This is a genomic window from Kamptonema animale CS-326 (genome assembly GCF_028330895.1).
GTDB classification, from domain to species: Bacteria; Cyanobacteriota; Cyanobacteriia; order Cyanobacteriales; family Microcoleaceae; genus Kamptonema; species Kamptonema formosum.
This window is the reverse complement of the sequence record NZ_JAQMUA010000490.1, coordinates 1-24,619: the sequence shown is the minus strand read 5'-3', so window position 1 is coordinate 24,619 and position 24,619 is coordinate 1. Positions and strand designations below refer to the sequence as shown.

The window sequence follows — 24,619 nt, the reverse complement described above, 5'->3', positions numbered from 1 at the left end:
GGGTGATGCAAGGCTTTTGACCTATTTTACCTGTTTTTCTTGCACCATACTCTCCCTCCGCGATCGCATAACCCAGACTGCATCACCTCCGGGCACTGATTCAGCAAGCCCTAACTATTAACAAAATCCCCCGATTTACCACCTGTCTTACTTACCAATCGAATTGATTCTATCTGGATCGACTTTTCCAAAGCCTTCGCCATATCGTACAACGTCAGCGCGGCCACGGAAACCGCCGTCAAAGCTTCCATTTCCACACCTGTTTCTGCCTTGGTTTTGACCTCAGCGCGAATTTGATACCCCGGTAACTCGGCATCTGGTATCACCTGAACTTCTATTTTTTGGAGGGGCAAGGGATGGCAGAGGGGAATCAATTGTGCAGTTTGCTTAGCCCCCATGATGCCAGCGAGTCTTGCGGTTCCCAAGACATCGCCTTTGGGGGCATTGCCAGCTTGAATTGCGGCAAATGTCTCCGGTGACATCCGTACCTGGGCGGCGGCTACGGCTTGGCGGAGGGTGGGGGCTTTGGCTGAAACGTCCACCATTTGGGCTTCGCCGCGTTCGTCTAGATGAGTTAGTTGACTCTCTGTGGGCAATTTAGAAGAATTTTGCTGGAGGTATTGCGTCATTTTGGAAGTTGTGTTATTATTAATTTTGGTGTGAAAAAGACTTTTGGGTTGAACAATCCAAAATCTGAAATCAACCAGGGCTTGTAGCTTAGTGGATAGAGTGCATGGCTACGGACCATGAGGTCGGGGGTTCGAATCCCTCCAAGCCCGTTTTAAATTAAAAATTAAAAATTAAAAATTAAAAATGGGGAAAGATATTTTAATTTTGCATTTTTAATTTTGCATTTTTAAATTAAAAATGGGGAAAAATATTTTAATTCTCTTTTCATTTTTAATTTTGCATTTTTAATTTTTAATTCTTCAGCGCGTAGACATCTTTACCTTGACCGAGGGAGAACCTTAGAGAGTGGGGTAAATCTTTGCTGGATTTGGTGATAAATAGGATTGTAGCGAAGATAGCGAGTATGCAGGCGATCGCGAACATATTTCTATAGCCGAAAAATTCTGCGACTACGCCTAGTATAGGGCCTGCGATCGCAATTCCCAAATCAAACCCACCCACACACAAGGAGAACAGACGACCTCGTTCGTGAGGTTCGCACCTGTCCGCCATTAGCGTTACCATCATCGGAACCACTGTTCCGCCACCAATACCTTCAAATAAGGCTGCTAGCAAAAAGGCATTGCTGCTATTGGCCGTACACATAACTACCATAGAAAGAGCATAGCAGACCAAGCCGCCACTAATAAAGATGCCGCGACCGTAGCGATCGGAAGCTTTGCCGGTGGGTAAACGGATGGCGAAACTGGCGATCGCGGCCATCGAGTAAAATAGTCCTGGATTTAAATTTACCTTTGTCTGTTGTAAAAACAAAGGCATAAATGTACTCACAGCCCCAAATACCAAACCAACGGACATCAAAACTAAAGCGGGAATGCGAACGCGAGGGTTCCAAAGCATTTGAAAATAAGACAAAATCTCATTAGATTTTTGACTTTTGATTTGAGATTTTTGCTTAATCTTGGAAGTATCTATATAACCAGGTTCCCAAACCTGGTAAGTGCAAATTAAAGCCAACATTCCTAGACTAGAAGACATCACAAATAGAGGTGCATAACCCACCCAAGCTTGTAAATATCCGCCCATAGCCGGCCCAATAGCGATACCAACCGGAGTAATCAAACTCATATAGCCAATTAATTCTCCCCTGCGTCCTTCCGGGGATAAATCTGTCACCAAGGCGCTATAACCAGTGCTAAAAGCGGCAATACTAATGCCATGAAAAGCCCGGATTACTAGCAACAAAGGGATTGATGTCACAAATAAATAACCCATTGGCGCGAGTTCTGCTACTAACGCACCCACAAGTAAAACCAGCTTTCTACCCCTAGTATCGGCCATCGGCCCCAACCAGGGTCGTGATAGCAATAGTCCGATGGCAAAAGCGCCCATAACTAAGCCGATTTGCTGATTTGTACCGCCCACATATTGGACGTAAAGAGGCAAAGTTGGGAGTAAGGAACCTAAGCTACACCAAAATAATAGACCTGCAATGAATAACATTTGCAGGCTACGCCTTCGTTGGGGGTCAAGGGTGCTAAAAACGTTCAATTGACAAATTCCTGTTGATTTTGATTTTATCAGGTTATGGCTGAGGGTCGCGATCGCACTTCCTACCTTTGACTCACCCAATCGGGTGAATTGGGATAGACTGGGTGAAGTCGCCGTGTCCTAAGTGCTACTTCTACTTTGTAACAAACTTTCAGGGATTTAGGAATGTAGATGCGATCGCGTACCTGCTAATTTAATGATTATCAAAACTAGAATAAACTTGAACCTCTTACTATAATTAGTAAAATTGAGGATAAAAATTATGCAGCCAGAAGACTATTTCGACTTTCTTAGTCCCGAAGATATCCGGGTTAAAGGAACGCGAGTTGGGATTGAACATATACTCTCTGAATACATCCACAATGGCAAACCTCCTGAAGAAATAGCCAAACAGTTTCGCACTGTCACGCTTGCTCAAGTTTATGCAACAATCCTGTATTATTTGGAAAATCAGGAAACAGTAGGCAAGTATGTAGGAGATTGGGTAGCATATTGCCTCAAAGCAGAAGCAGAGTATGATAAAAATCCGTCACCTTTTGTGCTGAGAATGCGAGAATTAAAAGCACAAAAAATCGCAGAATCACAACAAGAAAAAGTTAGTCTATGACAATTAAATACCTGATAGATGAAAATATGTCTCCTGAATATCGGGCGCAGCTTTTATATCATCAACCAGATTTAATTGTCTTGATGGTAGGTGATTTGGGTGTCCCGCCTAAAGGCACTCAAGATCCTGAAATATTGTGCTGGTGTGAAGAAAATAATTTTGTTCTTGTGACTAATAACCGCCGTTCTATGCCAGTACATTTAGCTGAACACATAGCACAAAATCGTCACGTTCCAGGGATTATTGCAATTCGCTTTAAGGCAAATATCGGTAGAGTAATTGAGAATTTAAGGGAAATTGCAGGGGCATCTTTTGAAAATGAATATCAAGATAGAATTGAGTATATTCCACACCTTTAATGGACTTATTACAAAATATCCCAGCGATTGAAATCGCGGCTACACAAACTAAGTCCGCACTTCGACAAGCTCAGTGAACACCTACGCGGACTATACGGGGACTAATGGAGTTGATAGACTTTTGCTTTCTTGTTTAATCAACATCAATTCGCCCTAAAATCCACTCAACTGCTACCGCTAAATCCGCTGCAATAAAATCCGGTTTAGTATGATGCTGATATTCCCCACTGAGCACACTTTCACCATATCCAGTCTGCACTAAAATCCCTTGGCAACCAGCATTATGAGCCATATCAACATCAGTGGCTTTATCCCCCACCATAAAACTATTTTGCAAGTCTAAATCCTGTTCCCAAGCTGCTGCTACTAACATTCCCGTATTCGGTTTTCGCCAAGTAGTCCAGCGCGTAAATTCGGGGTTGATTCCGCCTTCTGGTTGGCTCAAATAAGGACAATAATAAAGAGCATCTAATTTTGCGCCTGCTTCTATTTCTAACAAATTACAGAGACGTTGATGGAGTGCATCTACATGGCTAACTGGATAATAATCTCTGGCTGGCCCAGACTGATTAGAAACTAGACAGCAAAATATTCCTCTGTCATTTAATTGACGTACTGCTTTAGCTACTCCCGGAATTAAGTTTAAATCTTCAATGCGGTGAATATATCCAGCTTCAATATTTAATACTCCATCTCTATCTAGAAAAACTGCTTGTTTCATTGAAGTTGTTAGTTGTTAGTTGTTTGTTAGTTGTTGGTTATTAGTTATTAGTTATTCTAAGAAACTCAGTTTCTTTGCCTATTGTATAAACGTAAGGTGGGCGCTCGCCGGAAAAAATTTGTAGATGATAGCTTAAGAGATTAGTCGGCGAGCGCCCACCCTACAAGTTATAGAAGTGTTTATTTATTAAGTTAACCGTTAACTGTTAACCGTTAACAGTTAACCGTTAACTGTTAACCATTAACAATTACCCTCCCCAGACTTTTTTGAGAACGTCTTGAGGTGAAATGTCAGCCATTTTACCGGTAGGTGATTTAAGGCCAATAAAACGATCGCTCTTTGGCAATAACTTCGCTGGGTCAGTAGGGCCAAACAAGGCGATCGTATAAGTCTGAACTGCTACCGCTAAGTGCATCGGCGCACTGTCAGTACATAGCATCAAATTAGCAGCAGCGATCGCAGCGGCCAACTTACCAATATCATCAGGCGCGATCGCCAACACCTGCGGACAAGACTCCACTAATTTGTCCACAAAAGCTGCATCCTCCGGCCCCTTAACCACCACCACAGGCAAATTAGGCTGTCGCTGTTGTAAATCTTGAATAATCTGCTGCCATTTGTCCACAGGGTAAATTTTGTCAATCCCCTTAGACAAAGCCAACTGACTAGAACCGCCGTGAATCAAAACGTAACCGCTATCTTTAATCCCTAAACGCTGCTGTTCCGCTTCAGCCCATTGTATGTCTTGCTTGGGGACATTAATTGCCAGGGGCGGACAGGGCGTATTAATATCAAAGCCTTGGAGTAAATCGTGATACATTTCCGCAGCATACTGCTCAGTTTTTAGCGGTATCGCGTCCGTCAGGAAAATAGAACCGCCGCCAGCATAGCCAACTCGCTTGTTAATACCAGTCAACCATAGCAGGAGTCCGACACTCCAGCGCTGTCCCAGGGAGATCGCAGCTTCGTATTCGCGATCGCGGATAATACCCAGCAAGTTTCCCCAGTCAGCTAAAGCATTGCTGTCTTTAAAATCGAATGGGATAACTTCTTTGACAGACTTGCAGACACGGTAGGCACCTTTGGCCCTTGGTTCCACGATCGCGTCAATCTGAGTATTCGGATAAAGTTGTTTTAATCCATCCAGGGTGGGGAAAAACAAAATTTGATCGCCAATTCCACCAGGAATAAGGGCAACAATTCGCATATTAGTCACTTGAGCTTACTAACCGATATTCTAAAGGAAGAAATACTTATCAAATCAGGATTATAAGGCAGGGCTGTTTCATTCTCAGATCGAAAGGCCGGTTTGTGTAGGGCACTGCCCCCGTACCTGCCCCCAAACCCTTACGGGGCAACCGAGCAGAGCGAGGGATTGAACCCACAAGATAATGAAACAGCCTTGGGGTAGCCTTGGGGTAGCCTTGGGGCGCTACCCTACAAAGCCTTAATTTCCTGAGAATGAAACAGCCCTAAACTCGATTAGCTGAAATAATTCAGCGGTGAATCCCTAACTCTACAGGAGGAAACTATGCAAGTCCAACTTCAACAAATCATCGTCTCCCCTGGTCAGCAACTTCTGATGACCGATGTCAGTTGGCAAATGTACGAACAACTGTTAGAGGAGTATGCTGAAAAACGGGGGACGCGGATTAATTATAGTCAGGGAGTATTAGAAATTATGGTGCCCTTACCGGAACATGAAGATGATAAAGTAATGATTGCTGACTTTGTAAAAGCCATATTGGAAGAATATGAGATAGAATTTCGCAGTCTGGGTTCGACCACGTTTAAAAGTCAAAATATGTTACAGGGACTAGAAGCCGATGACTGTTTTTATATTGAAAATGAGGCAGCCGTTCGAGGAAAAAAACGTATTGATTTAACTGTAGATCCGCCTCCAGATTTAGCAATTGAAATTGACATTACTTCTCGCACGAGGTTTAATAATTATCAAGCATTAGGAGTCGGAGAACTGTGGCGATTTAATGGGAAGAAATTAGAAATCAACGTGCTGCAAGCAGGGCGATACGTACAGGTTAGTGAAAGTCCTCATTTTCAAGGGTTGCCATTGCTGGATCGAGCGATCGCTCAGTATTTAGAACAAAGTAAAATTGAGGGAAGAAATAAAACAATGAAAGCTTTTCGGGCTTTGGTAAGGACACAAATTGAATAAAAAATAGATTTACTTAGTTAACAAACTACAATCAAGGAGTCATCGTGCATTTATTAATTCCCGCCGCAGGCAGTGGCCGGCGGATGGGCAGCGATCGCAATAAGTTGCTGCTACGATTATTGGGCAAATCCTTACTGGCTTGGACTCTCGAAGTCGCTGAAGCCTCGGAACATATTACCTGGATTGGGATTATGGGCCAACCAGCAGATTTTCCTGACTTTCAAGAAATCCTGGCCAATTTCCCTCTGACTAAGCCAGTCCTACTGATTCATGGAGGTGCCACTCGCCAAGAGTCAGTTTACAACGGTTTGCAGGCGCTTCCAGCCACAGCAGAGCAAGTTTTGATTCACGACGGCGCGAGGTGTCTGGCCACGCCAGATTTGTTTAATCGCTGCGCTGAGGCGTTGTTTCAGTTTCCGGGTTTAATTGCGGCTGTCCCAGTTAAGGACACGATTAAAGTTACTGATGAAACTGGTTTAGTTAAGGATACCCCCGATCGCAGCCAACTTTGGGCGGCCCAAACTCCTCAAGGATTTAAGGTGGAATTATTGAAAGATTGTCATACCAAAGGCCGTCAATTGGGATGGGAAGTCACAGACGATGCGGCTTTGTTTGAAAAATGCGGTTTGCCAGTCCAAATTGTTCAGGGAGAGGAGACCAATTTGAAGGTGACAACGCCAATGGATTTAGCGATCGCAGAATTTATCTTGCGGCAACGAGCTCAGGCGCACCTTTAAGCGTATCCAAAAACGCAAACACCGCCGGTACTAACAGCGCATCTTTCAAAACAGCTACCCCAATTATCCTTTCCAGAGGAACTGGCAAACTGTACACCTGTACCCCTTCCGGTATCGGTTCCGCAGCCAAACGCGGGAGAATTGCTACACCCAAACCTTGGACAACCATGCTGAGAATTGTTGAGTCTTCGCTAAGTTCGTAAGCGATATCTACAAGCAATTCCGCAGCCGTCAAGTAATTGCGAATCGGCCAAGAACAGCTATAGTCCGGCGGTTCTAAAATTAAGGGGAAACTAGCTAAATCTTCCCAGGTAAATTTATTACCTTTTAATTTGGCATTCGGCGGTAACAACACAATGTATTCATCGCGCAAAAGTTCCCTAGTTTCAAATTCATCGCAAGTGGGAATAGTAACAATACCAATATCCGCGCGGCGCGATCGCACAGCTTGTTCCACACCCTGAGTATGGGGAATTTCCGTAATGCTGACCGCAATTTTGGGGAAACGGCGGCGGAAGTTGGCAATCACTCCGGGGAGTACGTGAGTCGCCACGCTACGAAAAGAGGCAATTCGCACTAATCCCCCCTGCAAACCTCTTTCTAGGGAAGCTTCCTTGACCATCATCTCTAAGGATTGCAGAATTTCGCGACCGTGAGCGAGAATTCTCTCTCCTACTGGCGTTAGGTGAGCACCGTGACGGCCTCGGTGAAATAGGGGCACGCCTAATTCTTCTTCTAAACTCGCGATCGCATGGCTGACTGCGGACTGCGACAATTCTAGAGACAAAGCAGCATCACTAAAATTGCCGCAGTCAGCTACTGCAACCAAGGCGTGTAACTGCGAGATTTTCATTTTGCGCGTATTAATTTCTTTCATCTACTTTGTGTCAGTTTTGCCTAGATTATGACTTACGTATTACTTACGTAACGCCTCCCTCTGCGGGGTAAATAAACCACCCAGAAGGCGGCGTTACCAACAGTTTTACGTAAGTCCTACTAGATTGCGATCGAGGGAGGACTGGGGATGGGAAAATCTATCTATCGATTTTATTCATGTAAGCTATTCAAGCCATGCTTTGAATATCTATTTATAACTTGTTAAAGTGAGTTTAACAGAGAAAACAACGAATACAGTCTCGCACTTGAGGAGTGCTGCTATGCAAACCTATGAGAAGTGGCTAGACCCAGAAAAGCTAAAAGTTACGTCAATTCCGGGGAAAGAGTCTCAAACCAAACAGCCACCTTTATTATCCCTACTAAAGCACATTTTTGAGTCTTTACTTGCAGCCGCTATCTGCCGCGATGAACTCAGACTTTGGCAAACATCAGATCGGTTGGGCAATACCTTATGGCACGCTTACGATCCGGCTACAGGTCGCTCTACATCTGCGGTCACTGAAGATGAAATGCGAGTTTGGATTGAGCAACATTACTACAAATAGTTTAGGGTAATCGCGCTTTTTTGGCAATTGTACCAGCAATATTTCTGAGCAACTATCTGTAGCTAGCATTGATAAGAATGTTCTTAGCTAGTACAGATTGATGAAATTTGACTAGAACAGTTACATACTATGGCAACTGTTCTAGTAAAACTTGAAAAATCTGTACCTTTGCAGATGGACAGTCATAGATGAAAGTAGAGATATAGGTACGTTGTTGCGCTTTAGCGAAAGCAGCGTCATGACATACAAAATACTGAAGTTATCTAATTGACGTTACTTTAGATTGCTATCTCTCTGCTAAATTATCGCGTCAATTTTTCCTACAACTCAAACAGATTAAGGGAGTTTACGGCTATGTTTGAACGCAATTCCCAATTTACCGCTATTAAACTTGAAAATAATCAAGTATTCAGGCTACCAAAAGCCTACCGAGATGTGCAAGTTTTGTCAGGAACCGCTTGGATAACTATTGACAAACAAGATATCATCTTAAGAAGTGGAGAGAAAGTTTCACTTCCTTTAAGTAAAAATTTTGCTGTAATTTCTGCTTTGAGTAAAATCCCCTTAATTTTGGAAGTCCTGACTGATGAGAAGAAAGCAATAACAAACCAATTTACGGATCGGTTAACAGTAGTCCGTTAAACGCGATTATGGCAATTGCCAGATATGTTTGCACTTTAGCGCTACAGCACCTATGATTGAGAGCTAAAGTGCAACAAGTTACCTTTATAATAATTACTAAAATATCCGTAACGCCGCCATCTTAGCGGTGACTTTACCGCCAAGATGGCGGCGTTACAATTATCAATCACCAATTATGAACACGGATTTTACCGATTACACGGATTACACGGATTAGTTAAACTGATGATTATTTAGTCTGTGAAATCAGAGGAATCTGTAAAATCTGTGTATCCCAATTACTAATTATCAATTATCAATTATCAATTACCAATTACCAATTACCAATTACCAATTACCAATCACTTCTTACAAAGCAATGGCTGACTCGGCCAAAAGCGGATAGAATTGCCAATCAAACTATTAATTCCAGCTTCCATCTCTTCCTCAGAAATGTGCTGATTTGTCAGCAAAAATTTAACTATAGCAAAACTGGGAGTTTCAGTCCAAAAATATCCTCCATGAGCATCGATTTTACCGAATAAGAAAGAAACGATATTAATCAAATCAATTGCGAGACCTGTAAACTTGTTTAAAGGCAATTTTACGCTATTGACTCCTCTCATTTCTGAACAATCGATATAGTTGAATTTTTCAAATAACTCATAAGCAGAAGTGGGGTTAGCTGCTAGTTGAGAACGAACCATAATGCGAATGTAAGGCACATAACTTTTCGTCGTATCTTCCGATTTATTTACTGGTTTCGATCCTTTATTTACTTCTTTTAGATAAATATTTCCTAACCGCAAACCAGACATTTCTAAACTGGGTTCAACCCACCAGTTAGCTAGAGTAGAAAGATAGCGAAGAACAATATCGCGATCGCTGGAAAATAAATAAATTTTCTGGCAACGAAGAATAGCTGAACGCACATAATTATTACGTCCTTCCCGCAAAAACTCTAAAGGGATATCTGGTGCAGACATAATTAACTTTTCTAATATTAAATAATCTCCAATCTCTCGCTTGTCATCTACATCAATATCATCTTTACCAAATCTATCAGACAAAATCCGTAAGGAATTGACCACTACCAAAGCACCTAAACTGTGTCCCATTAAATTGACAGCAATTCTAGAGTTAGTCTTGGCTGCTTTAACTTGTTTGTTGTCCTCACTTTCCGCTTCCCCCTTCCCCGATTGATTAGAAAATTTAGCCTTGACTGGTTGATTTTCATCTATTCCCAATGCTCGATCCAGCCGCCAAAAGAATTCAGAAAAATCGGGAGCTCCGTAGTGAATGGCCCGATAGCGATCGCGCTGATAAACAATGATCCGCATCATCTGTACCACTAACAGAGAGAGTATAAATACGGTGACAATAATCCAATGCCATTGTACTGCCAATTCTGCTGTCTCGCGAAACTTTAGCCATTGCCAAAAGTTAGCTAATTCTGGGAAGTAACTAAAAGATAAAAGTAGAGGTACTACTAACAGTTTAAGGAACAAATATAACAGAGAACCAGAAATAAATGTTAAAACACCGAGGACAATCAAAAACTTGAGGATGATTCCCCAATTATAGCGATAGTCAGCCCACAATCCGGGACTGACAAGCGGTTTTTCGCTCGGCCAGTGATAGCCAATATAAAAATGATTTTCTTCCAAAGTAGCGATATTTTTAATCGGATCTTTGAGAGTTAATGAGTCGGCTTCATCAATAAAATTATTATAGAAAATAGACCCAGGAGTAGCATAGCCGTGAATTCGCATCGTTAAGCGTTCGCATCCAGAAGACAATACGATCTGAGCTAATTCATCAACATTAAATAGAGGTCGGAAACGCTTTGGTGGCAGTTCTCGGTCTATATTTAGAGAAGTGCTAGCAGTGCTGCTGACTAAGAATACATTAGGATGATTGCAATCGGCGTAAATCTCGAAATTGCGACTGAAAGCTTGAGTAAATTGGCGATTATGCCAACGGTTGAGAGTGTTAATTACATAATCTGCATCCACCTTTTCGGCAAACATGGGATACTGCTTCAAATCGCACAGCGATCGCAATCTAGCGACGATTTCCTCAGTAGTTGGAGTGGCAGCGCCAGGGGAAGCGGGATAAGCTAGCTGTACGATCCGTGCCTTTGTCCACCCGTCAGAGAAAGGAGCAGAATTGCGGATTATAGACTCTAACCAGTTGCAATCGTTTTTCCAAGTGTTATCGTCCATATCTTTGATTAACTCAGGATTTAAGCAGAAATTACCCAAAAATACTATATACTATAGGGCATTCATTCCTAGAGTTTCCCTGGAATGTTTGAGTAATTGCTTGTTTTGCTAGGGCGCATTTAAGCTGACAGAATTTGGTCGCGCCGCAAGCATCGCCCCTTCAGGGGTCGGGATAGGCGCTAAGGATGCGGCCGCATTCAAGTTTTCTGGTTTTCAATATATTTTTTAACAGTTTCTTCAGAGGCGTTACCAACTGTACCGCAAAAATAACTTCTAGTCCAAAGAGAGGGGATATTTTTAAGATATTGTATGATGACTTTAGGAGGTGATTAAATTTGATTTTAAGTTATAAATACAAGTTGCGCCCCACTAACCAGCAGTCCGATAAATTATCCGACTGGCTCAATATGTTGCGAGCCACTTACAATTGGTCTCTAAGAGACCGAATTGATGGTTGGCATCAGCAATTTCTTATGGGCAACTATTGCGATTTAAAAACACAAGTTGAAATTACGCCTTTAAGTTGCAGTTTAGTCAAGGGAACGCAATTGGCTAATCCCTGGAAAGATGGCGGCGGTAAAGCCAAGAAAGATGGAAACAAAGATACGTCCCCTAAGCGCACAGCATCTTTAATGCAAGATGCAAATCTGCAAGAATTGAAAGAGGCAAGACCTTGGTATCAAAGCATTGATATCGGAGTTTTGCAGTCGATTCCTGCCAGAGTCAATGAATCATTCAATAAGTTTTTTAAGGGTGCAGGGTTTCCTAAGTTCAAGCGCCGTCACGACTTTAAATCGTTTAGTTACAAACCCGGAAGAGTAAAGATTAAAGGCAATAAAATATATTTGCCTAAAATTGGATGGATGCGGTTTTACGACTCGCGTTCTATTCCAGAGGCATTTGAAATTAAGACGGTAACGGTTAGACAGAAGTCTGATGGATGGTACGTTTCAGTCAGAATCGAAAACAAAGATATTCCAGATTTCCCAGTAATTCCAGATAATGAAATCAAAACTATTACTGGTTGCGATCTGGGGTTGGGCAAGTTAGTTTATTTATCTGATGGCAGTGCTATTGACAACCCGCATTTTGCTACCAATAAAAAGACTAAACGGTTAATGCGAATTAGGCAAAATCGCGTTAGTCGTAAGCAAAAGGGAAGCAAAAATCGTAGCAAAGCTCAACTCAAAGTGAGCAAATTATATAATAAAATTCAACAGCGACGAGAATCTTATCAGTGGAATGTTGCTAAACGCATTCTCGAAAGAAGTGATGCTGTTGCCGTTGAAGATTTACAAGTTAAAAACATGATGAAACGGTGTAAACCCGTCAAGTCTGAATCTGGTAGATTTCTCTCTAACGGTCAATCGGCAAAGCGTGGATTGAATCGTTCTATTGCTGATGCAAGTTGGTATGGCTTAACTCAAAAACTTGAATATTTGGCTGTGAAGTCAGGCAAGAAATTGTATAAAGTTAATCCCAAATATACCAGTCAGACTTGTAGTAAATGTAAGCACATCGACAAAAACAGTCGCAATGGTGAAAAGTTTATTTGCACTAATTGCGGACATATTGATGATGCAAATGTACAAGCTGCAAGGAATGTAAAAGTTAAGGCAATAGAAGCCTACGGGTTAAATATTGTCAAAATGATTAAACCAAAAATGGTACGGCGGGACTCGTCGGAACCAGTACAATTGAATCTCTTTGAGGTTAAATTGTATGAACGCTCGTCAGTTAACACGCTGCCTTTAAATGGCAAACGGCGTGTGGGCGAGAACCCAGAGTACAAGCAATTGTCTCTCTGGGATATTAAGGGCGAAATCTCTTAAGAATCCCATCCCCTTCAGGGGTGGGAGTGTCAACCTGACATTCCCGGTTGTTCTCAGTCGAAAGATGTAGAAATTGGCACAAGACTCAATCGTAAAATTTACATCTTGCTAAAGGAGGATTCACTTGGTGTATTGCCATCACCACTTCCGTTATCTCGCAGCTATTGCGATCGCCATCTCACCTGCACTGAATGTAGGGGAAAGATCGAGCGCGATCGCCTTTGCGCCAATTCCAGGGGATGCTAGTCTCATCGCCGCCACAGACCGCAAAACAGAAGCAAACCAACTTTCTCAAAAGGGTGCTGAGCAATACCGCAAAGGTGAATTTCAAAATGCGGTGGAAACTTATCAACAAGCTTTGGCAATCCGCCAGCAACTAGGCGACAAGAAAGGTGTGGGAGCAACCCTCAATAGTATCGGTGAAGTTTACACTGACATGGGGGAATATGACAAAGCACTAGAAGTTTTGCAGCAAGCTTTGGTCATAAATCGGGAAATAGGCGATCGCCGCAACACTGGTCATACCCTGAATCTAATCGGCGTGGTTAACCGCGCTGGGGATAAACTTTCTGTAGCGATGCAACTGCATCAACAAGCTTTGCAGCTAGCGAAAGCTGAGGACGATCGCCCTGGAGAGGGAGAATCTCTCCACAACATAGCAGCAGTTTACGGCGACCAAGGTCAATACCCCAAAGCCCTAGAGTTTTACCAGCAAGCGCGGACAATTCGCACAGAAGTTGGCGATCGCCGCGACTTAGGCCGCACCCTCAACAACATGGGCGGCATTTATTACAACATGGGTCAGTATTCCAGAGCCTTAGAATTTTACCAACAAGCTTTAGCAATTCGTCGGGAAATTGGCGATCGCGCAGGTGTCGGACGGCTTTTAAACAACATGGGGCTGACCTATCGCAAACTCGGTAAAGATTCTCAAGCTCTGATCTATTTCCAACAGGCTATAGTGATGCTAGAAGCGATTGGCGACAAAACCAGCGTCGGACGCTTGCTCAACAACATGGGTGCCATTTACGAAAGCCTCGGTCAGTCCCCTAAAGCCTTAGAATCCTATCAGCGAGCCTTGCAGATCGCCCAAGACACGGGGGACAAAGTAGGGGAAAGCACGGCTTTAGAGAGCATTAAACGATTAACAGGGCAAAAATCCGGGCAATGACTAATAGAAAGGGAAATTAAAAATTAATAATTAAAAATTAAAATGGGTGAGAGTTCATTTTTATTTTTTAATTGTTAATTGCAGGCTTGCGCTGCGCCGTAACGAGAAACCCAAGCCGATCGTCAGCATCAGTAGGGTTTTGTTTCATATCCAGGGCGATCGTGAAAATAAAGTTTCCCCGGTTGATTAAAAAATGGCCAGACTTCACAGGGCTATATGCAGTGGCGATCGCAACTGTAGTGGTGACGGGTTTTGTATTCGCACTGCGTCAGATTGGAGGCTTCCAAACCTTAGAATTGATGGTTTTCGACTCAATGGTACGGCTTGACCCCGACCAGGGGCCAGACCCGCGCCTGTTAGTAATCACCATCACCGAGGATGATAAAAAAGTTTTCAATCGACTGCCCCTTTCCGATGAAGTCATCGCCCGAGTGTTGGAAAAATTATCCCAGTTTCAACCGGAAGTTATTGGTATGGATTTGTACCGAGAGATCCCCTACGAACCTGGAAACAAGCGACTCACAGCCATCCTTAAGTCTCCGAAAATCATCGCGATTAAAAATCTCGGTGACGATCCATCTTTGGGAATTCCAGCACCCCCTGGAGTACCTCCAGAACGCATCGGTATTAACGACATTGTACTTGACCCCGACGGTACTGTACGCCGTAATTTAATGTTTGGTGGAAAAGACTTCTCATTTTCCTTACGGCTGGCGATGAGTTATCTCTCTGCTCGGAACATCATTCCCCAAAACGACCCGGATAATAAAGATCTGATCTATTGGGGGAAAGCAAGTTTTCTGCCTTTAAAGGCTAATTCTGGAGGGTATGAAAATATTGACGAGAAAGGATATCAAATTCTACTTAACTATCGCTCTCACGACTCTGGAGCACAACAAATCAACATCTCCCAGCTATTGTATGGGCAGGTCGATCCCAAATTGGTGAAAGGCAAAATTGTACTAATTGGCACTACAGCCCCCAGTAGTAGAGATGTGTTTTTAACGCCCTATAGTCCTGCTAAGCTCACAAGCCCGAAAATGCCGGGGGTACTGGTTCACGCTCAAATGGTTAGCCAAATTTTGGATGCAGTTTTAGGCGATCGCCCTTTGTTCAAGTTTTGGCCGGAATGGGTAGAGATGTTGTGGATTGGCTCTTGGGCTTTGATCGGGAGTGCTTTAGCATGGTGTAGCCGCCATCCTCTGGTCTTTGCCCTAGGTTGCCCAACGCTGCTAGGTATCCTCTGTGGTATGGGTTTGGCACTATTTATTGACTATAAATGGGTACCCGTAGCTACTCCTGCTTTGGCTTTGATTTGTACAAGTGCGACTGTGGTAGCTTATCGAGCCCATCAGGTGCAGCAGCAGCAAAAAACTGTGATGCGGTTGTTGGGGCAGAATACTTCGCCAGAAGTGGCGGCGGTATTGTGGAAAAGTCGCGATCGCCTGATTGAAGATGGTAAATTGCCGGGGCAAAAGTTGGTAGCGACTATGCTATTTACTGATATTAAAGATTTCAGCACGATTTCCGAACAAATGCCACCAGAAAAGTTGATGGAATGGCTGAATGAATATCTGAGTGTTTTGACCGAAGCAGTACAAAGTCATCACGGCATTATTAATAAGTTTACAGGCGACGGTATTATGGCAGCATTTGGTGTCCCCATTCCTCGCACGACACCCAACGAGATCGCAGCAGATGCTAGGGCCGCCGTTTCTTGCGGTTTAACAATGGGCGATCGCTTGGAGGTACTCAATCAGGATTGGCAACAGCGAGGTTTACCAGTGATTGAAATGCGAGTTGGGATTTTCACTGGGCCAATAGTTGCTGGTAGTTTGGGAGGAAAGGAGCGCTCGGAATATGGGCTTTTGGGAGACAGTGTTAATATTGCTTCTCGGCTGGAAAGCTGTGAAAAAGAGCGCCAATGCGGTACTTGTCGGGTTTTAATTGCTCATCAAACTTTAACTCACATTCGGGGAGAGTTTTTGGTAGAACACTGGGGGCCTTTAGCTTTGAAGGGTAAGCATCAAACTGTAGATGTTTATCGGGTTATTGGGAAAAATAAGGTTAATGGCTAATTGCTAATTGCTAATTGCTAATTGCTAATTGCTAATTTGGTAAGAGATATCTTAACTGTAGGCTTTTGCTCTTGAGTTGAACGGGCCAGTGAGATAGAGAAAGTTTATGTCTAATAGTCTTGGTGACTCCTATAGTGAGTAAAAATTGTGGCCTTAGATAGTAAGGAGGGTAGAAATTGTGCTATAATTTATATCGTCTAATTTTTGTAAGAGAAAAAAGAGATACTGATAGTAGTTGCATTTTGTTAAATATTGTACAATATCGGCGGTCTAACCTTATAGAAGGATGTTAGCAATCAAATGTTAGAAAAGGTAAAACTTGTTAACTTCAAAAGTCATAAATCTACAGAACTTAATTTAGATAGTTCGCGCCTCCACGCACTCGTAGGGCAGAATAGTTCTGGGAAAACATCAGTTTTGCAAGCAATACATTATCTTAGTATGCTTACTAATTCTGATGTGAAAAATGTTTTTCAAAATGAAAGATCGCCTGAATTTATTACAACAATTGGACAATCTAAGATGTCCGTTACCGGAAGTGGTTTCTGGGAGTATGCCACTCGTAAAAATTGGGAAGCTTCCTATGAATGGGAAGAAGACTTTTTGGGTTGGTTGCCTACAGCATCATGGAAAGCAGATCAAGATAATGGAAAGGTAGAAGGAGAGTCAAGCTCATTAAGCAAAGTTCCCTATCCCATAATCTATCCCATAATTAAATCCTTGAGATATGCAGTTCATCTTAAGTTAGTAGCCAGCGATTTAACCAAAGCAGCTTATAGCGATGAAATTGAACCCCGACTAGATTTTGATAGCTCATTGTTAGCACCCACCTTGGACTATATTCGTGCAGAGGCTCCAGAAAAATTCCAAACCTTACAGGAAATGTTGCAACGGATTGTACCAGGTGTAAGGAAGATAGGGGTAAGACGAGCGAAGGTTCCAATTAATCGTCAACGATCGATTGAAGTTGATGGAAAATCCATCTTCTACGAAGAAAGTCAAGAGATGATCGGGCAAGAAGTTGTCCTAGATATGAATACGGGTGAGCGAATTCCATCCCATGCTATTAGTGAAGGAACTATGCTCACTCTCGGATTATTGACTGTCCTGATGAATCCTAAACAACCAAATTTAGTGTTATTAGATGATATTGAGCAGGGGCTTCATCCCAAAGCACAACGAGACTTGATGACTGTTTTTAAGGAAATTATTCAAGCTAATCCTAATCTACAGATTATTTTTTCTACCCATTCTCCGTATATTGTGGATGAGCTAAATCCTTCTCAAGTCCATGTATTAAGTAACACGAAATCAGGTTTTACTCGTTCTAAACGGTTGAATGAACATCCTGATGTAGAATGGGCAAAACAAACTTTAACCACTGGCGAGTTTTGGGATGCTGAGGGGGAAGATTGGGTGGTTGCAGGAGAAATAAATGATTGAGTTGGTTGTGATTGTAGAAAGTAGCGCAGATGCACGAACCGCTACTAAATTAGTTGAGCGGGTTTTAGTGGAGAAAGTAGATTGGTTAGAGCCTGAACTACTTAAAGATTTATTTCGTTGGAGTGGTTTAGAAGAATATACAGAGCATTCCTGTTGGAGAGATATTAATGCGATTATTGATTCTGCTAAAAGATCGGGGTTTCATCTCCCCAGATTTAGAGGTCATAGTCAAGGTGAGCCACTAAAAGCTGATGGTGCAGCCAGCATAAAGATTCTGAATTTAGTACGACTTCTTCAAAAAAAACGACGGATTAAAGCGGTTATTTTTATTCGCGATTTAGACAATCAACCGGAGCGAAGAACAGGTATTGAGCAAGCGCGTTTAGAACACATTAAGGGACAACCTCAATTAGAAATTGTAATTGGTACAGCCAACCCCAAACGCGAAGCGTGGGTTTTGAATGGGTTTATTTCATCTAATCAAGAGGAAGAGCAAGTTTTAAAAGATATAACAACTAAATTGAGCTTTGACCCTTGTAAAGAGTCACACAGATTACGATCTAATTCAGGGGAAGAACCAGAGAGAATTAGAAATTCTAAAGTAGTTGTGGAAATGGTAACAGGGGGCAAGATGGAACGCGAACAGCAGTGTTGGGAAGAAACCCCTCTGGAACATCTACGAAAAAGAGGTGTTGATACGGGGTTAGCAGCCTATATTCTTGAAATCGAGGAACGATTAACTCCAATTTTTTTATCTGAGTACAAAGACTAAGCGCGATCGCCTTGGCTTCGGATTTCCCTCTTTATGCCAATACCTTACATTCCGCTAAGGTTGCGGAATGTAGGTTACACTACCAATTAGCCATTAACCATTAGCCTATTTGAGTTCTTGCAATATTTCCTCAGTTTTTTCTAGTTCCTCAGTTTTCCTTTGTTGCTTGTATAGGTCGCGAGCTTGCTCAAAAGCTGCGATCGCCTCAGATTTCCGTTGCTGCGCTAAGAGTCCAATGCCCAAATTATAGTAAGCGTTCGCATTTTCTGGATCTAAATTAATCACGCGGCGAAAGGTAAGAATTGCTGAAAAATAATCTTCTTTTTCCAGTTGAATCTCTCCAATAGCTGCGTGTGCTTCGATTAAACGTGGTTTTGCCAGCACTGCTCGCTGATAAGCTGCTAATGCCCCTTCCATATCATTCTGAGCCTTCAATAGCGTTCCTACCTCAAACTGCACGTCAGCATTGCGAGGTTCCAATTTGGCTGCTTGTTCAAAAGCTGCTATACCTTCAGAGGTATTACCGTTGCGGAGCAATGCTGTCCCCAGTTTAAGCTGCACTCCTGCTTGCTTGGGAGCGAGTTGAGCAGCTTGTTGGAGTACCTGCACGGCGTTGGGATAGCGCCTCTGCTGAAGCAATACCATACCCAGTGAGGAATAGGCTTGCGAGTTTTTAGGATCGAGAGCGATCGCCTGTTGGTAGGCTCGAAAAGCTCCGTTGTAGTCTTGCTGCTGGAATAAGGCGACACCGAGGCCGAGGTAGGCGTTGATGTTTTTGGCATCCAGTTGGGTAGCGCGGCGGTAGGCGGTGGCGGCGGCGGGGTAATTTTCTAAATGAGCCAGAGTGAAGCCTAAGCCGTACTGAAAATCGGCGTTATTGGGGTCAAGCGCGATCGCTTGTTGATAAAATTCTGCCGCTGCTTGGAAATTACCCTGGCGAGCCTCTAAATAGCCAATACCGGAGAAGATGCGCGGGTTTTTCGTATCTAAGCGGGCGGCTTGCTGATAAAGTGCGATCGCTTGAGCAATTTGTCCAGAGTCAACTAATTCGCGCCCTTTGCGGAGGAGTTCGTCGAGATTTTGAGCTATTTGAGGATTAGCTTGAACTAATATTTCAGCAGCAAGGACAACTGGTGGCGTTGCTGTGGTGAAAACTAGCGCCAACAAGGTACTGACTGCCAATAGAGTTTGTTTGTACACGGCCATGCTGTTCTAAAGGTTGTTGAAATTGGTGTGTGACCGATCTGGAATCTTGGAGTTGCAAGATGTAGTTCCTCTACAGAGTTCCATCAGCTCAAGATTTTTGTGTTTGAGGATAACAAAGGATGATTGTAACAACAACTGATATCATTCACGGTGCAGAGGTTCATACCTACTTGGGGATTGTCACCGCTGAGGTAGTCTATGGAACTAACGCCCTGCGGGACTTCTTTGCAGGAATTCGCGATATTATTGGCGGCCGGACTGGCAGCTATGAAGAGGTATTTAGGAAAGGGCAACAAGATGCACTGGCTGAGTTGGAACAACGGGCCAAGCGGCTCGGAGCTAATGCTGTGATCGGTGTTGAAATTGACACGGGGACAATTAATATAGATAGTTCCGGTGCTTTGTTGTTGATTACTGCTGTTGGCACTGCTGTTAAGTTGCGGTAGGTAAGAGGCTTGTCTATAGATTGTTAACAGTTAACAGTTAACAGTTAACTGTTAACTGTCATTTTCAGTTATAAGTCTTACCATTAGGCAAAATTGCTCCAATTAAGTTAGCGCCCCTCATATCTGCCTCCGTTAGAATCGCTCCTCGCAAATTAGCTCCCATTAAATCGGCTTTGCATAATTTTGCTCCAGTCAGGTTAGCATTACTTAAGTTAATATTGCCCATACGAGCACCGATAAAGTTAGCTTTCATCAGGCAAGCATCACTCAAATCAGCTCCACAAAGATTAGCCTCGCTGAGATTAGCTTCTATTAAATAAGCGCCGCTGAGATTAGCTTCACTCAAATACGCACCCGCCAAATTAATCCCAGTTAACAGCTTCTTACTTAAATCTAAACCCCCAAGATCCGCTCCGCTGAGGTTAATTCCGCTGAGGTGACAACCGTGCAAAACTATCTTTCTGAGGTAAGTCTTGCTCAAATCAGCCTTACTTAAATTTGCTCTAGTCAAAATAGCTTCACTTAAGTCTGCTTCCCCTAAACTAGCCCAATTTAGATAGGATTCAGTAAGGTCAGCGCGTCTAAGGTTAGCTTTTAAAAGATTCGCTTTCGTTAAGTCGGCGCGAGTCAAGTTCGCTCCAGCTAAATTCGCTCTAGCTAACTCAGCCCCGCTGAGGTTGGCATCAGTCAAGTCTGCATCTTTGAGGTTAGCCTGAGTCAAGTCTGCATCGTTTAGTTGAGCTTGAGAAAGATTAGACTTAATTAAATAGGCTTTACCAAGATTGGCATCATTGAGGATAGCTCCGCTAAAGTTAGCGGCGCTCATATCTGCACTCTTCAAATTCGCTTTGCTCAGGTTGGCTGTACTCAGATTAGCCCAATTCAAATGTGCTCCCGTCAGGTTAGCTCCCGTTAGGTTAGCTCCTGTCAGATTGGCTCCGCTCAGACTTGCTCCTACCAGGTTAGCTCCGCAGAGATTTGCCCCGCTGAGGTCAGCTTTACTGAGATTGGCACGGCTGAGATGAGCTTTACTGAGGTCGGCTTCGCTCAGATTTGCCCCAATTAAGTAAGGTCTATTCTGTTGTTCGTTGATGTTTGCCAAAACGAGGGTAGGGGTATCGCCACTGTGGGAATCGACCACACTAAGCACGAGCCCTCGCAGGTTTGCCCGCTTGAAATCTCTTTCACCTTCTGCATATCGCTTTAGCAGTTCAGTTGCATCCATTTAGACCTCCGCAGGGGACTTCAAGTCTACCCATAGAGCAGTAGGTTGGATAGACAGGATAGGTTTTTTGTATCTCTTTTGCTGAAAACACATTAATAAAGTAGTAGTTTATCCAAGCCTTGAGCGTGGTAGTAAAAGTTAAAGCTCTATTGGATGCAACCCGCTTATTTATGATTTTAATATATATTTTATAATCTTTCCCACAATTATGTCATCTTTCTCAAACTTAACCATATTAATACATAAATTTATTCAAATCTTTATAGCGAGTAATGCCAACTAGCCTTAAACTTTATTTATACAAAATTGAGCTGGATTTATCAGGATATCGATCGATCTGCTTAATTATGAGACAGTTGGCTGGACTTGAGGTCTAAACTGTATTTGAGTTATTGGGGATCGCTAGATTCCGAGTAGGGGGCAACCACAGCGAGATTGCCCCTAGAAAGCGAGTTAGTAAGATAGAGAGGTTGATGTGCGATCGCTTAAGAGCGTTTTTCACACAGGCGTGTAAGGATGGTTTCGTGGTCTTGACCTTGTTCAACCATAGCCTCCGCTGGTTGGAGGCGATCGCTTAAGCCTAAAATAAAACGGTTGCACTCAGCACCCATAGACTCGCAAGTAGTTTGCACGCAGTAAAGGTCTCGACCTGTTAGTTGAGTAAAAAATGCGCTCAAAATACCAGCTTCTAGAAAACATACTGGACAGTTCCACTTAGGAGCTTTTTGAGCAAACATGGATTTAGTAATTTTTACAATCAAAAATCCCTGTTCGGTATAGCTGGGATCGAGGTCAAATGTCCCCCAGCCGTGAGTTTTCCAGCACTGTTGCAGACACTGAACGAATTCCACCATTTCCATTTCTGAAAGAGGTTTACCGTAGTATTCGCTAACCTCCTCACAAAAACGAGCGTAGAAATTTTTGCCCCACCACCGTCCACAGTTAAATAGAACTAGGCGGGAAGCTTGACCCGTTTCTTGTTCCAAGCCACTATATATAGCTTGAATAAATGTTTCTGGGAGCGCTAGGAGACGATCTCCCCGACGATTTTCGAGCAAACCAAGTTCCAAGTCACCCCGGACATAGGCATCAGTTGCAAAGTAATTTCCAGGGAGGCGAGGCTGTGTCAGTAATTCGGCAATATTAATCATTGTTAGTGGTTAGTTGTTAGTGGTTAGTTGTTGGTTGCTAATTGCTAATTGCTAATTCAGGAGTTAGGCACTAAATATTTGGTCAGAACTATTTTTTGTGTATTAGCCATGAACGATTAACCATTAGTTATTAGCCTAGCCATGAACGATTAACCATTAGCAATTAGCTGTTAGCAATTAGCCATTAGCTATTAGGCCTTACCAAAATAGTTGATGCTTGGTCTAAGAATGGTTGCAATATGGCTAGTGCTTGCTCCGAAAGTAGTTCCTTCAAACGAGCCTGTAACAGCTTCAAAATAGTTGCCTCTATCTCTTGGCTTTGGTGAGCTTGCACTATACCAGAGAGCCAATCTAACAATCGTTCCTTTAGAAACACCGAGTCATTCAGCAACATAGCCATAGCACAGTGACGCAAAGCTAGAAGCCAATGTGTAAGGGAGCGCTCTAAATTTTCCTGTTTCTCTTGGGGAAAAGTTTCTTGTAGCTGATTGGCAATAGGTTGGAAGATAGCTACTTCCTTATCCCGCAAAAATTCGTAAACTTTTAAACGCTGGGCTAAGGTTGCCGCATAACGTTTAAAAATTGCGAGTTCTTCGTTTTTGAGAAAGCGGGTTTCCGCGTGATCCAGCAGCGCCTCAATCTCAGGGTGCATGATTTTAATAAATTGGTAATTGGTGATTGGTAATTGCTAATTGCTAATTGCTAATTGCTAATTGCTAATTGCTAATTGCTAATTGCTAATTGTTAGCTGTTTACAAGCCATTGGCTATTTAGCTATTAACTATTTAGCTGTTAACTATTGGCTATTTAGCTATTTAGCCATTAGCCATTAGTTATTTAGCTATTTAGCCATTAGCTATTAACCATTAGCCATTAGCCATTAGCCATTAGCTAGAATAAATCCAGTAAATCATCAAGAGTAACCTCTCCTGATTCAGAACTAGGAATTACTGCTACGGGCAAAGGAGCCGGCATTGCGCCGACTTCGGGGATGCCTTCCCAAGAAATTGCCCTAAAAAAGTCTCCTACTGACGAGGTTAAACTCAACTTTTGACCAGTAGCAGAGCCATTTTGAGTTTCTAGGGATCTTCCTAGCCAGTTGCAGTTACCAAAAAAATCTTGGACTGATTTTTGCAACCAAGAATTATCTGTTTTCATCGCAATCTTTCCCCATTTTGCAGCCGCCTTTGGATATCTCGCGCTGTTGCACCTTCGTTAACCCAGAAAGCAGCAGCGTCTATTTTATCGGGATTGCCTAAGAGAAACTTGCAGTAAGTTTCTCCCATTGAGTAGCACTGAAGTTCAATGCAACTCAGTGGTTTTTTTACTAAAGCGCCGAAAAAACCAGCAAATAAACCAGCATAGATGTGACAGACTGGTTTACCTACATCGCCCAAGGTACGAGCAACTGCGGAGTCAAACAGGTTGATGAAGATGCACCCATGTTTGCGATCGCTCATATCTACTTCCCATCGGCCCCAACCTTGAGCTGTAAAGGGCCACCACCAAGTTTCTAGTAAAAACATTAAGTTTGACTGGCGGACGTTGTGTCCAAACTCCTCTCCAAACCATTTCTGGAAATATTCTGAATCTAGAGTACCCCACTGGCAGCCGATGGTGTACATGATCACTGACGAAGCAGGGCCGACTTCTTCTTCAAGTCCCTCTACTAAGCCAATGATGAAGTCTTCGCTGGTAAAAATATTACGAGATGCGTTCCAGTCAGCGATCGTACCGCCTTCGGGGTCAAAAGCAAAAAAATCCTTAAACCTGTAATGGTTGTGGCTTTTCGGATATAGCTGCTTAAGGGTTGGTTGGGGGTTAGTGACTTCTTTTTTATCGGCAGCGATCATTTACACAATACTCCTGTTTGATGTAACTTGTTCAACATCGGGTGAAAATGGCAGAGCTATTTTGGCAAGGCTAAGATGACACTGGTGCTAGGCTCACGAAAAATCGGGGCAAGGAAAAAGCTTCACTTGTTTCGCTGCGGTTAGAATTTCGTTATTGCTGCGTAAGTCTCGGCTAAGATACTTTATTTCCCGGCAATATTGAAGATACTTCCGGCAATTACCCAAGACACCCCACTTTTTCCTGCACTGCTGTGTACCTTAAATTATCAGTCTTTTAAGCTTGCTTGAGTAGGTCGGCAATAAAAAACCAAGCTATGTAACGAAACGTAAGATTTTTGGATTTCGTTGGTAGTTGCGCTTTAGCGCTAAAGCG

24 protein-coding genes, 1 tRNA gene and 1 pseudogene are annotated in these 24,619 nt (G+C 42.9%); 13 read left to right on the top strand and 13 right to left on the bottom strand.

Annotated features, from left to right (window positions below):
• Positions 1–110 precede the first annotated feature (110 nt).
• Positions 111–629: a cyclic pyranopterin monophosphate synthase MoaC gene (gene moaC, locus PN499_RS28805; RefSeq protein ID WP_272036997.1), complete on the bottom strand. Its 519-nt coding sequence runs from the start codon at positions 627–629 to the stop codon at positions 111–113.
• A 77-nt stretch (positions 630–706) separates the two neighbouring features.
• Here moaC and PN499_RS28800 point away from each other — a divergent pair.
• Positions 707–779: transfer RNA gene (locus PN499_RS28800), tRNA-Arg, on the top strand.
• Between the two features lie 142 nt (positions 780–921).
• Here PN499_RS28800 and PN499_RS28795 read toward each other — a convergent pair.
• Entirely contained in the window at positions 922–2,181 is a 1,260-nt protein-coding gene (locus tag PN499_RS28795) for an MFS transporter (protein WP_272036995.1), read from the bottom strand.
• Positions 2,182–2,443: 262 nt separating this feature from the next.
• Between PN499_RS28795 and PN499_RS28790 the strand changes: the two genes are divergently transcribed.
• Positions 2,444–2,788: a DUF433 domain-containing protein gene (locus tag PN499_RS28790; protein WP_272036993.1), complete on the top strand. Its 345-nt coding sequence runs from the start codon at positions 2,444–2,446 to the stop codon at positions 2,786–2,788.
• Positions 2,785–3,147 (top strand): DUF5615 family PIN-like protein, encoded by a 363-nt coding sequence (locus PN499_RS28785; RefSeq protein WP_272036991.1) that lies wholly within the window; start codon positions 2,785–2,787, stop codon positions 3,145–3,147. The genes PN499_RS28790 and PN499_RS28785 overlap by 4 nt, the downstream gene beginning before the upstream one ends.
• A 133-nt stretch (positions 3,148–3,280) precedes the next feature.
• Here PN499_RS28785 and PN499_RS28780 read toward each other — a convergent pair whose 3' ends face one another.
• On the bottom strand, positions 3,281–3,868 hold the full coding sequence (locus PN499_RS28780; protein ID WP_272036989.1) for a D-glycero-alpha-D-manno-heptose-1,7-bisphosphate 7-phosphatase: 588 nt from the start codon (positions 3,866–3,868) through the stop codon (positions 3,281–3,283).
• A 247-nt stretch (positions 3,869–4,115) separates the two neighbouring features.
• Positions 4,116–5,075, bottom strand: a complete 960-nt coding sequence (locus tag PN499_RS28775; protein WP_272036987.1) for a glycosyltransferase family 9 protein — start codon at positions 5,073–5,075, stop codon at positions 4,116–4,118.
• Between the two features lie 324 nt (positions 5,076–5,399).
• Here PN499_RS28775 and PN499_RS28770 point away from each other — a divergent pair, with 324 nt between their 5' ends.
• The gene (locus PN499_RS28770; RefSeq protein WP_272036985.1) at positions 5,400–6,044 is read left to right on the top strand and encodes a Uma2 family endonuclease; all 645 of its coding nucleotides are present in this window, start codon (positions 5,400–5,402) and stop codon (positions 6,042–6,044) included.
• A gap of 44 nt (positions 6,045–6,088) precedes the next feature.
• Positions 6,089–6,781 (top strand): 2-C-methyl-D-erythritol 4-phosphate cytidylyltransferase, encoded by a 693-nt coding sequence (gene ispD, locus PN499_RS28765; RefSeq protein WP_272036983.1) that lies wholly within the window; start codon positions 6,089–6,091, stop codon positions 6,779–6,781.
• Here ispD and PN499_RS28760 read toward each other — a convergent pair.
• Positions 6,747–7,658, bottom strand: coding sequence for a LysR family transcriptional regulator (locus tag PN499_RS28760; RefSeq protein WP_272036981.1), 912 nt, complete (start codon positions 7,656–7,658; stop codon positions 6,747–6,749). The two genes, ispD and PN499_RS28760, sit on opposite strands and share 35 nt — an antisense overlap.
• Before the next feature lie 280 nt (positions 7,659–7,938).
• On the opposite strand from PN499_RS28760, the gene PN499_RS28755 reads away from it, so the two are divergent.
• Positions 7,939–8,223 carry a hypothetical protein gene (locus PN499_RS28755; protein ID WP_272036980.1) on the top strand — a complete coding sequence of 95 codons (285 nt, stop codon included), beginning with the start codon at positions 7,939–7,941 and terminating at the stop codon, positions 8,221–8,223.
• A 354-nt stretch (positions 8,224–8,577) separates the two neighbouring features.
• Positions 8,578–8,865, top strand: a complete 288-nt coding sequence (locus PN499_RS28750; protein WP_272036977.1) for a cupin domain-containing protein — start codon at positions 8,578–8,580, stop codon at positions 8,863–8,865.
• Between the two features lie 341 nt (positions 8,866–9,206).
• Here PN499_RS28750 and PN499_RS28745 read toward each other — a convergent pair whose 3' ends face one another.
• Positions 9,207–11,069, bottom strand: a complete 1,863-nt coding sequence (locus PN499_RS28745; RefSeq protein ID WP_272036976.1) for an alpha/beta hydrolase — start codon at positions 11,067–11,069, stop codon at positions 9,207–9,209.
• 197 nt (positions 11,070–11,266) lie between these two features.
• Positions 11,267–11,371: pseudogene (locus PN499_RS28740) on the bottom strand (transposase); the annotation flags it as partial.
• Positions 11,372–11,404: 33 nt separating this feature from the next.
• Between PN499_RS28740 and PN499_RS28735 the strand changes: the two are divergent.
• The 5 genes from PN499_RS28735 to PN499_RS28715 all read left to right on the top strand — a co-directional run bounded on the left by PN499_RS28735 (position 11,405) and on the right by PN499_RS28715 (position 18,365).
• The gene (locus PN499_RS28735; protein ID WP_272036974.1) at positions 11,405–12,901 is read left to right on the top strand and encodes an RNA-guided endonuclease InsQ/TnpB family protein; all 1,497 of its coding nucleotides are present in this window, start codon (positions 11,405–11,407) and stop codon (positions 12,899–12,901) included.
• A 127-nt stretch (positions 12,902–13,028) separates the two neighbouring features.
• Complete coding sequence (locus PN499_RS28730; RefSeq protein WP_272036972.1) at positions 13,029–14,072, top strand: tetratricopeptide repeat protein; 1,044 nt, start codon at positions 13,029–13,031, stop codon at positions 14,070–14,072.
• A gap of 161 nt (positions 14,073–14,233) precedes the next feature.
• Positions 14,234–16,150 (top strand): CHASE2 domain-containing protein, encoded by a 1,917-nt coding sequence (locus tag PN499_RS28725; RefSeq protein WP_272036970.1) that lies wholly within the window; start codon positions 14,234–14,236, stop codon positions 16,148–16,150.
• 300 nt (positions 16,151–16,450) lie between these two features.
• Complete coding sequence (locus PN499_RS28720; RefSeq protein ID WP_272036968.1) at positions 16,451–17,593, top strand: AAA family ATPase; 1,143 nt, start codon at positions 16,451–16,453, stop codon at positions 17,591–17,593.
• Positions 17,586–18,365 carry a hypothetical protein gene (locus PN499_RS28715; protein WP_272036967.1) on the top strand — a complete coding sequence of 260 codons (780 nt, stop codon included), beginning with the start codon at positions 17,586–17,588 and terminating at the stop codon, positions 18,363–18,365. The genes PN499_RS28720 and PN499_RS28715 overlap by 8 nt, the downstream gene beginning before the upstream one ends.
• 105 nt (positions 18,366–18,470) lie before the next feature.
• On the opposite strand, the gene PN499_RS28710 is transcribed toward PN499_RS28715, so the two are convergent.
• Positions 18,471–19,571 (bottom strand): tetratricopeptide repeat protein, encoded by a 1,101-nt coding sequence (locus tag PN499_RS28710; protein ID WP_272036965.1) that lies wholly within the window; start codon positions 19,569–19,571, stop codon positions 18,471–18,473.
• Positions 19,572–19,690: 119 nt separating this feature from the next.
• Between PN499_RS28710 and PN499_RS28705 the strand changes: the two genes are divergently transcribed.
• A complete protein-coding gene (locus tag PN499_RS28705) occupies positions 19,691–20,017 on the top strand; it encodes a YbjQ family protein (RefSeq protein WP_272036964.1) in 327 nt (108 codons plus the stop codon).
• Between the two features lie 64 nt (positions 20,018–20,081).
• Here PN499_RS28705 and PN499_RS28700 read toward each other — a convergent pair whose 3' ends face one another.
• From PN499_RS28700 to PN499_RS28680, 5 genes are all read right to left on the bottom strand, one after another.
• On the bottom strand, positions 20,082–21,242 hold the full coding sequence (locus PN499_RS28700; protein WP_272036963.1) for a pentapeptide repeat-containing protein: 1,161 nt from the start codon (positions 21,240–21,242) through the stop codon (positions 20,082–20,084).
• A 485-nt stretch (positions 21,243–21,727) separates the two neighbouring features.
• Complete coding sequence (locus tag PN499_RS28695; RefSeq protein ID WP_272036961.1) at positions 21,728–22,393, bottom strand: V4R domain-containing protein; 666 nt, start codon at positions 22,391–22,393, stop codon at positions 21,728–21,730.
• A 184-nt stretch (positions 22,394–22,577) separates the two neighbouring features.
• Complete coding sequence (locus PN499_RS28690) at positions 22,578–23,045, bottom strand: globin family protein (RefSeq protein ID WP_272036959.1); 468 nt, start codon at positions 23,043–23,045, stop codon at positions 22,578–22,580.
• Between the two features lie 239 nt (positions 23,046–23,284).
• A complete protein-coding gene (locus tag PN499_RS28685) occupies positions 23,285–23,551 on the bottom strand; it encodes a hypothetical protein (protein WP_272036957.1) in 267 nt (88 codons plus the stop codon).
• Positions 23,548–24,246, bottom strand: a complete 699-nt coding sequence (locus PN499_RS28680) for a V4R domain-containing protein (protein WP_272036954.1) — start codon at positions 24,244–24,246, stop codon at positions 23,548–23,550. The genes PN499_RS28685 and PN499_RS28680 overlap by 4 nt, the downstream gene beginning before the upstream one ends.
• Positions 24,247–24,619 lie beyond the last annotated feature (373 nt).